A 6931-nucleotide genomic window follows, 5' to 3' on the forward strand; every position below is an offset into this window, starting at 1 on the left:
TAGAGAGGTGTAAAATGAGTGTTGAGATAAAAGTAAAAAATGTAGTAAAAAAATTTGGAAATAATGTAATTATTCCTGATATGACAGTTGATATAAAAAATGGAGAATTTTTTACATTATTAGGACCATCAGGTTGTGGAAAAACAACTTTACTTAGAATGATAGCTGGATTTAATAGTATAGAAGGTGGAGAGATTTATTTTGGTGACACAGTTATAAACGATATGCCAGCTCATAAAAGAAATATAGGAATGGTTTTCCAAAGTTATGCAATTTTTCCACATATGACAGTTAGAGAAAATGTTGAATATGGATTAAAACTTAGAAATATTCCAAAAAATGAGATGAAAGAGAAAGTTGATAACATATTAGATGTTGTAAAAATTTCTCAATATCAAGATAGATTACCAGAAAGATTATCTGGAGGACAACAACAAAGGGTAGCTTTAGCAAGAGCTATAGTTATTCATCCAAGTGTACTTTTGATGGATGAACCTCTTTCAAACCTTGATGCTAAATTAAGATTAGAAATGCGTTCAGCCATAAGAGATGTACAAAAGAAAGTTGGAATAACAACAGTTTATGTTACACATGACCAAGAGGAAGCCTTAGCTATATCAGATAGAATAGCTGTTATAAATAATGGAGTTATTCAACAATTAGGAAGACCTCATGATATTTATACAAGACCATATAATCAATTTGTAGCTACTTTTATAGGATATTCAAATTTATTTTATGGAAAAATAGAAATTCAAAATAAAAATACTTATATTGTATTTAAATCAGGTTATAAAATTTTAATGGATAATTTAGTTGATACAGTAAAAGATGGACAAAAAGTTATTGTTGCTATCCGTCCAGAAGAATTTTCAATAGCAGAGTCAGGAATAGAAGTAGAAATAAAAACAAGTACTTTCTTAGGAAAATATAATACTTATGAAATAGAACCATTAAACGAAGAAATAGTTGAAAATATGCCAGCTTTAGAATTTTCTCAAGATATAGGTCATGCAGAAAAAATTTATAATGTAGGAGAAAAAATTTTCTTAAAACCAAATTCTCAAAAAATAAATATATTTACAGAGGATGGTGAAAAGAGCCTAATCAAAGGAGTTGAAATATATGTTGAGTAAAAAAATAAAATGGGATTTCTGGACAGTGGTTACTTTAGTAATAGCATTAATTTTTACATTATTTCTTATCTATCCATTATTCTCATTATTTATAAGTGGATTCCAAAATCCTAATACAGGAGAATGGGGATTGGATAATTTTACTAGATTTTTTAGTAGAAAATATTATTATCAAGGACTTTTAAACAGTTTTAAAGTTACTTCATGTGTAACTATTTTGGCAATTTTTATAGGTGTACCTATTGCTTATTTTATGACAACATATAAAATAAAATTAAAAGGTTTAATAGAAGTTTTAATAATTATTTCTATGTTGTCTCCTCCATTTATAGGAGCTTATTCATGGGTTTTATTATGCGGAAGAAGTGGAGTTGTAACACAATTTTTTAGAAATTCATTAGGGATAAAACTTCCAACTATTTATGGATTTACTGGAATACTTTTAGTATTTACTTTAAAGTTATATCCATTTATATATCTTTATGTTTCAGGAGCTTTAAAAAAAATAGATGTATCATTAAGTGAAGCAGCTGAAAGTTTAGGATGTACATCTTTTAGAAAAGTTTGGACAATTATAATGCCTCTTATTTTACCTACATTGATGTCTGGAGGACTTTTAGTGTTTATGAATGCCATGGCAGACTTTGGAACTCCAATGTTAATAGGAGAGGGATTTAATGTAATGCCTGTATTAATTTATTCTGAGTTTGTAGGAGAGATGGGTGGAAATGCCAACTTTGCTGCTGCAATGGCTACTATTATGGTATTAATTACAATAGTTTTATTTGTTGGACAAAAATATATTGTTAATAAAAAATCTTTTGTTATGAGTTCGTTAAGACCTATTCAACCAACAGAGATAAAAGGAGTTAAAGGAGTATTAATACATATTTTCATATATTTTGTTGTATTTTTATCAATAATTCCACAAATTACAGTAATCTATACATCTTTTTTAAAAACAAGAGGTTCAATGTTTGTTGATGAATTTTCTCTAGAAAGTTATAGAAGAATTTTCTCGAGAATGGGAAGTGCTATATTAAATACATATATTTATGGGGGAATAGCTATTGTAATAATCATAATTATGGGGATGTTTATTGCATATATTTCTACTAGAAAAAGAAATTTCCTTACAGGAATAATAGATACAATGACAATGTTTCCATATATTATTCCTGGTTCTGTAATAGGTATAACTTTATTACTAGCTTTTAATAGTAAACCAATAATATTAAGTGGAACAGCAATAATTATTATAATTTCATTTGTAATAAGAAGATTACCTTATACCTTACGTTCATCAGCAGCTATTTTATATCAAATAAGTCCAAGTTTAGAAGAAGCTTCTATAAGTTTAGGATGTTCACCAGTAAAAACTTTCTTTAAAATTACTGCTATGATGATGTTACCAGGAGTATTATCAGGAGCAATACTAAGTTGGATAACAGTTATAAATGAATTGAGTTCTTCTGTAATTTTATATACAGGAACAACAAGAACAATGTCAGTTTCAATTTATACAGAGGTAATAAGAGCAAGTTATGGTACAGCAGCAGCTTTATCAACAATTTTAACTGTAACTACAGTTATTTCATTGTTAATTTTCTTTAAAGCTACTGGTGGAAGAAATGTAAATGTATAGTAGATGAATTTACTTATTTATGATAGAATAAAATAAAAAGTATAGAGGGATAGCTTATGAAAAAAAGAGAATTTATTAGTTTTAAAGAACAAATGAAAAAAACTCTTATTTTTTATTCACTTATTCCTCTTCTTTTAATTACTTTTATGGGATATTGTAGTGTTTATTTAACAAATTATTTAGTTATAAAAAAAGAAAATCAAGAAGTAAGTAAAATATTATCAAAAAAAATAGATATTATGGTATCAGAAGCTTTTGAAAAAATAGATATCCTATCTAGAAATGAAAAAATAATAGAGGAGTTAGTTAATAAAAAAATAACAAGTATAACATATCAAGAAATATATAATATTATAAATAATATTGAATTGGAAGGTAATTTAATCATTTTTGATAAAAATAAAAATTCTTGTACAAATATAAAAAGTAAAAAATTAACTTCAAGAAATGTTTTTAACTCTATGATTTTTACTAGAATGGATAATAATCCTAACAATATAGTAGGAGTTACTGGAAAATTTTATTTTTTAGATGGAGAAGAAAGTGACTATTGTATTTGTAAAGCAATAAAAAAAAATGGAGAGATAATAGGTTATGTAGCATATTATTTATCTGATAGTTTTTTAAAAGAAACTATTGGAAAATATAGTCAAAACACAATTATTTTAGTTGATAAATATAATAATATTATTATGACAACTAATGAAAGTTTTAGAAATGGAATTAATAAAATAGGAAAAAAATTACAAATTAGTGAAAATTTTTCAAAAATAGATGAAAATAGATATTTTATTAGTCAAAGAAAAATATATTATTCAAATATGTCAATTTATTGTATATCTTCTTTAGATTATATAATAAAGAGTTTTTTTAATACTTTTATATATAGTATTTTTGTATTGTTTATTTTAACTTTTATTATGGCTAAAGTAGTTAGAAGAGTAGCAATAAATAAAACAAAAGCTATGGAAGAAATTATTTCAGGAATTGAAAAGTTAAAAAAAGGAGATTTAAATGCAAAACTTATAATAAACTCTAATGATGAATTTCAAATAATAGCTGACTCATATAATAAAATGCTTGAAAGTATAAAAGAGTTAATCGAGAAAAATAAAGAGGAAACAGAACATAGTATAATTTCAGAGATAAAACAATTAGAAAGTCAGTTTAATCCCCATTTTTTATTTAATACTTTAGAAATGTTAAGATATACGATAAAAACTGATATTTCAAAGGCTAATAAGATAATATTAAATATTTCATCTATTTTAAGATTTAGTATAGAAAATAAATCTTCAGAAGTTACAATGGCAAGAAATATGTTTTATATAAAAAATTATTTAGAAATACAAAAATTTAGATTTGGAGAAAAATTTCAATATGAAATTAATATGAAAGAAGAATTAAATGATATATTATCTCCAAAATTGATAATGCAACCAATAATAGAAAATTCTATAAAATATGGCTTTATTCAAGAAAAAACTTTTAAAATAAATATCTTTATAAAAGAAATTAGAAATAATTTAATTATAATAATCTATAATAATGGTAAAGGAATGACAAAGAATGAATTATATTTAGTTAGAGAAAAACTTAATAAAGAGAAATTAGAAACAAAAGAACATATAGGACTATATAATGTTCAAAGAAGAATACAACTTATGTATGGAAAAAATTATAAATTAATTATAAAAAGTATATTAAATAAAGGAACTTTTGTAAAAATAATTCTTCCAATATCTAAAGGAGAAAATTATGATAAAGATATTAATAGTTGAAGATGAAGAAATAATAAGAAAAGGATTAATAAATACTATAGATTGGTTATCTAAAGATTGTACAATAATAGGTGAAGCTATAAATGGAAAAGATGGTTTAGAAAAAATAGAAAGTTTATCTCCAGATTTAGTAATTACTGATATAAGAATGCCTGTATTAGATGGATTAGAAATGATTAGAGAGGCCATGCAACAAGGAAAAACTTTTGAAAAAATTATATTGACTAGTTATGGAGAATTTGAATATGCTAAGGAAAGTATTAACTTAGGTGTAGTTGAGTATATTTTAAAACCTATAGATGAAGATATTTTATATGAAGCTTTAGATAAGGTTAGAGAAAAATTAAGTGAAAAAGAACTTTTGAGAAAAGTGGAAGAAGTAGTGGATACTAAAGATGATATGGAATTTTTTAATATTGAGTTTTATTTTGACAATAATATAGAAAATAAATATGTGAGAAAAAGTTTGGAAAAAATAAAAAATTATTATTATGAAAAATTAAATATAAAAGATTTATCAGAGGAATTTGATGTAAGTACAGGATATTTAAGTAGAAAATTTAAAGAAGAAGTTGGAGAAACTTTTTTAGATATTTTAAATAAATATAGAATCCAAAAATCTATAAAGCTTTTGATGAAAGAAGAATATAAATTATATGAAATTTCTGAAAAAGTCGGTTTTACTGACTATAAACATTTTTGTACTGTCTTTAAAAAATATCTTAATGTTGCTCCAGGAGATTTTTTAAAACAAAAATTAGTTTTAGTAAAGGAAGAAAAATAAAAACAGCCTATTATAGGCTGTTTTTTTATACCTTATTTTTAAAAACTTTTAATTCATTTTCTATATGAAAAGATATTTGAAGTAAATCTCTCTTCATTTTTTCTAAAATATCTTCTGTAAAACGAGTACTAGGACCAGAAATAGTAAGTCCATATAAAAGTTCATTTTCAGCTCCTAAAATAGGAACACATATAGCAGTTACTCCCTCAGTTACCTCAGAATTAGAAATTCCAAACCTATTTTTATAAATAATTTTAATATCTTCTAATAGTTTTTTCTTTCCAAGAGTTTCTTTGATAATGAGAGAATTTTTTTCAAGAAATTCATTTTTAAAATCATCATCTTTAAACGCTAATAAAGTTTTTCCAGTAGCTCCTATATGCAAAGGAACAGTATAACCAGATTCTACGTCTTCAGATAATACATGAGTACTTTTAATCATATTAATCCAAACCCCTATTTTATCAATAATAGTTGTTAAGACAATATTTTCATTATATTTTTTACTTAATTTCTCCATTTCAGTTGAGATAATTTCTTTTAAGTCGAAATTATTTCTAACTCCAATAGAAGCTCTTAATATACTTGTAGTTAATTTGTATTTACTATTTTCTTGATGTTGTTCTATCCAACCAGCATATTCTAGAGTTTTTAAAATTCTAAAAGTAGTTGTTTTATGTAAACCTAAATGTTTACTAATTTCAGATACTCCTAAATATTTAACTTGTAATTTAGAAAATAATTCTATAACTTCTATAGCTCTACATATAGAATTGATATATTGAGAATCTTTCTCCATTTTTCACCTCTTTCTTTTACCTAATTAAATTATAATATATTTTTTATTTATAAGTCAATTATTAAAAAAAACGAATAGATTTTTTATTCCAAAAATGTGTTTTTTTAAAACTTAAAAACTAATAAATAGACTAAAAATTAAAAATAAAACAAAAAATAGTTGACAATAAATAAAATAAATAGTAAAATAGTTTCGTAGACAGAAACGCGTTCCGCTATTGTGAATAAAAAATAAAAATATTGTTTTTTGTGAACAAGGAGAAAAAATGATAAAAATTTTAAAAGAAAAAGATAGAGTAATTAGTAATTGGAGTGGAGGAGTTACAAAACAATTATATATTTATCCAGAAGATTCTACTTATCAAGAAAGAAATTTTAAATTTAGAATAAGTATAGCTACAACAGAATTAGAAAATTCTACTTTTACAAAATTAGAAAATACTCACAGAGTAATATCAATTTTAGATGGAAAAATGGAGTTAGAACACAAAAATCATCATAATATAACTTTAGAAAAATATCAAATAGATAGATTTGAAGGAGATTGGGATACTTTTTCTAAAGGTAAAGTTACAGATTTTAATCTTATGATAAAAGATGGTAGTGGAGATTTTTTCTTTAAAGAAATAGAAAAAGAAGAAAATATAATATTTTCTGAAAAAGATTTATTAGGATTTGTATTTTGTATATCTGGAACCTTATTAGTAGATAACAATGAATTAAAAAGTGGTGAAATATTAATAACAGATAATAAAAAAATAAAAATACAAAATAATGGAAAAATATT

General features: G+C 23.7%; 6 protein-coding genes. 5 read left to right on the top strand and 1 reads right to left on the bottom strand.

What is annotated here, in order from left to right; genetic code table 11:
• Positions 1–14: 14 nt before the first annotated feature.
• From T364_RS0101345 to T364_RS0101360, 4 genes are read left to right on the top strand one after another with little or no spacing between them, the layout of a single operon-like run.
• Positions 15–1136, top strand: a complete 1122-nt coding sequence (locus T364_RS0101345) for an ABC transporter ATP-binding protein (RefSeq protein WP_027127964.1) — start codon at positions 15–17, stop codon at positions 1134–1136.
• Positions 1126–2781: an ABC transporter permease gene (locus tag T364_RS0101350; RefSeq protein WP_027127965.1), complete on the top strand. Its 1656-nt coding sequence runs from the start codon at positions 1126–1128 to the stop codon at positions 2779–2781. The genes T364_RS0101345 and T364_RS0101350 overlap by 11 nt, the downstream gene beginning before the upstream one ends.
• A 56-nt stretch (positions 2782–2837) precedes the next feature.
• Positions 2838–4562, top strand: coding sequence for a sensor histidine kinase (locus tag T364_RS0101355; RefSeq protein WP_027127966.1), 1725 nt, complete (start codon positions 2838–2840; stop codon positions 4560–4562).
• On the top strand, positions 4540–5346 hold the full coding sequence (locus tag T364_RS0101360) for a response regulator transcription factor (protein WP_027127967.1): 807 nt from the start codon (positions 4540–4542) through the stop codon (positions 5344–5346). The genes T364_RS0101355 and T364_RS0101360 overlap by 23 nt, the downstream gene beginning before the upstream one ends.
• 25 nt (positions 5347–5371) lie before the next feature.
• Here the strand turns inward: T364_RS0101360 and T364_RS0101365 are convergent, their stop codons facing one another.
• On the bottom strand, positions 5372–6145 hold the full coding sequence (locus tag T364_RS0101365) for an IclR family transcriptional regulator (RefSeq protein ID WP_027127968.1): 774 nt from the start codon (positions 6143–6145) through the stop codon (positions 5372–5374).
• Between the two features lie 265 nt (positions 6146–6410).
• On the opposite strand from T364_RS0101365, the gene T364_RS0101370 reads away from it, so the two are divergent.
• A partial coding sequence (locus T364_RS0101370; protein WP_027127969.1) for a HutD family protein occupies positions 6411–6931 on the top strand: 521 nt, incomplete at its 3' end.

The sequence above is a fragment of the Fusobacterium perfoetens ATCC 29250 genome, assembly GCF_000622245.1.
GTDB classification, from domain to species: domain Bacteria; phylum Fusobacteriota; class Fusobacteriia; order Fusobacteriales; family Fusobacteriaceae; genus Fusobacterium_B; species Fusobacterium_B perfoetens.

What these genes read in the sequence shown, in the direction of transcription:
- T364_RS0101365 (WP_027127968.1), bottom strand. Translation starts at nt 6,145, where the DNA reads ATGGAGAAAGATTCTCAATATATCAATTCTATATGTAGAGCTATAGAA.
- T364_RS0101360 (WP_027127967.1), top strand. Translation starts at nt 4,540, where the DNA reads ATGATAAAGATATTAATAGTTGAAGATGAAGAAATAATAAGAAAAGGA.
- T364_RS0101345 (WP_027127964.1), top strand. Translation starts at nt 15, where the DNA reads ATGAGTGTTGAGATAAAAGTAAAAAATGTAGTAAAAAAATTTGGAAAT.
- T364_RS0101355 (WP_027127966.1), top strand. Translation starts at nt 2,838, where the DNA reads ATGAAAAAAAGAGAATTTATTAGTTTTAAAGAACAAATGAAAAAAACT.
- T364_RS0101350 (WP_027127965.1), top strand. Translation starts at nt 1,126, where the DNA reads ATGTTGAGTAAAAAAATAAAATGGGATTTCTGGACAGTGGTTACTTTA.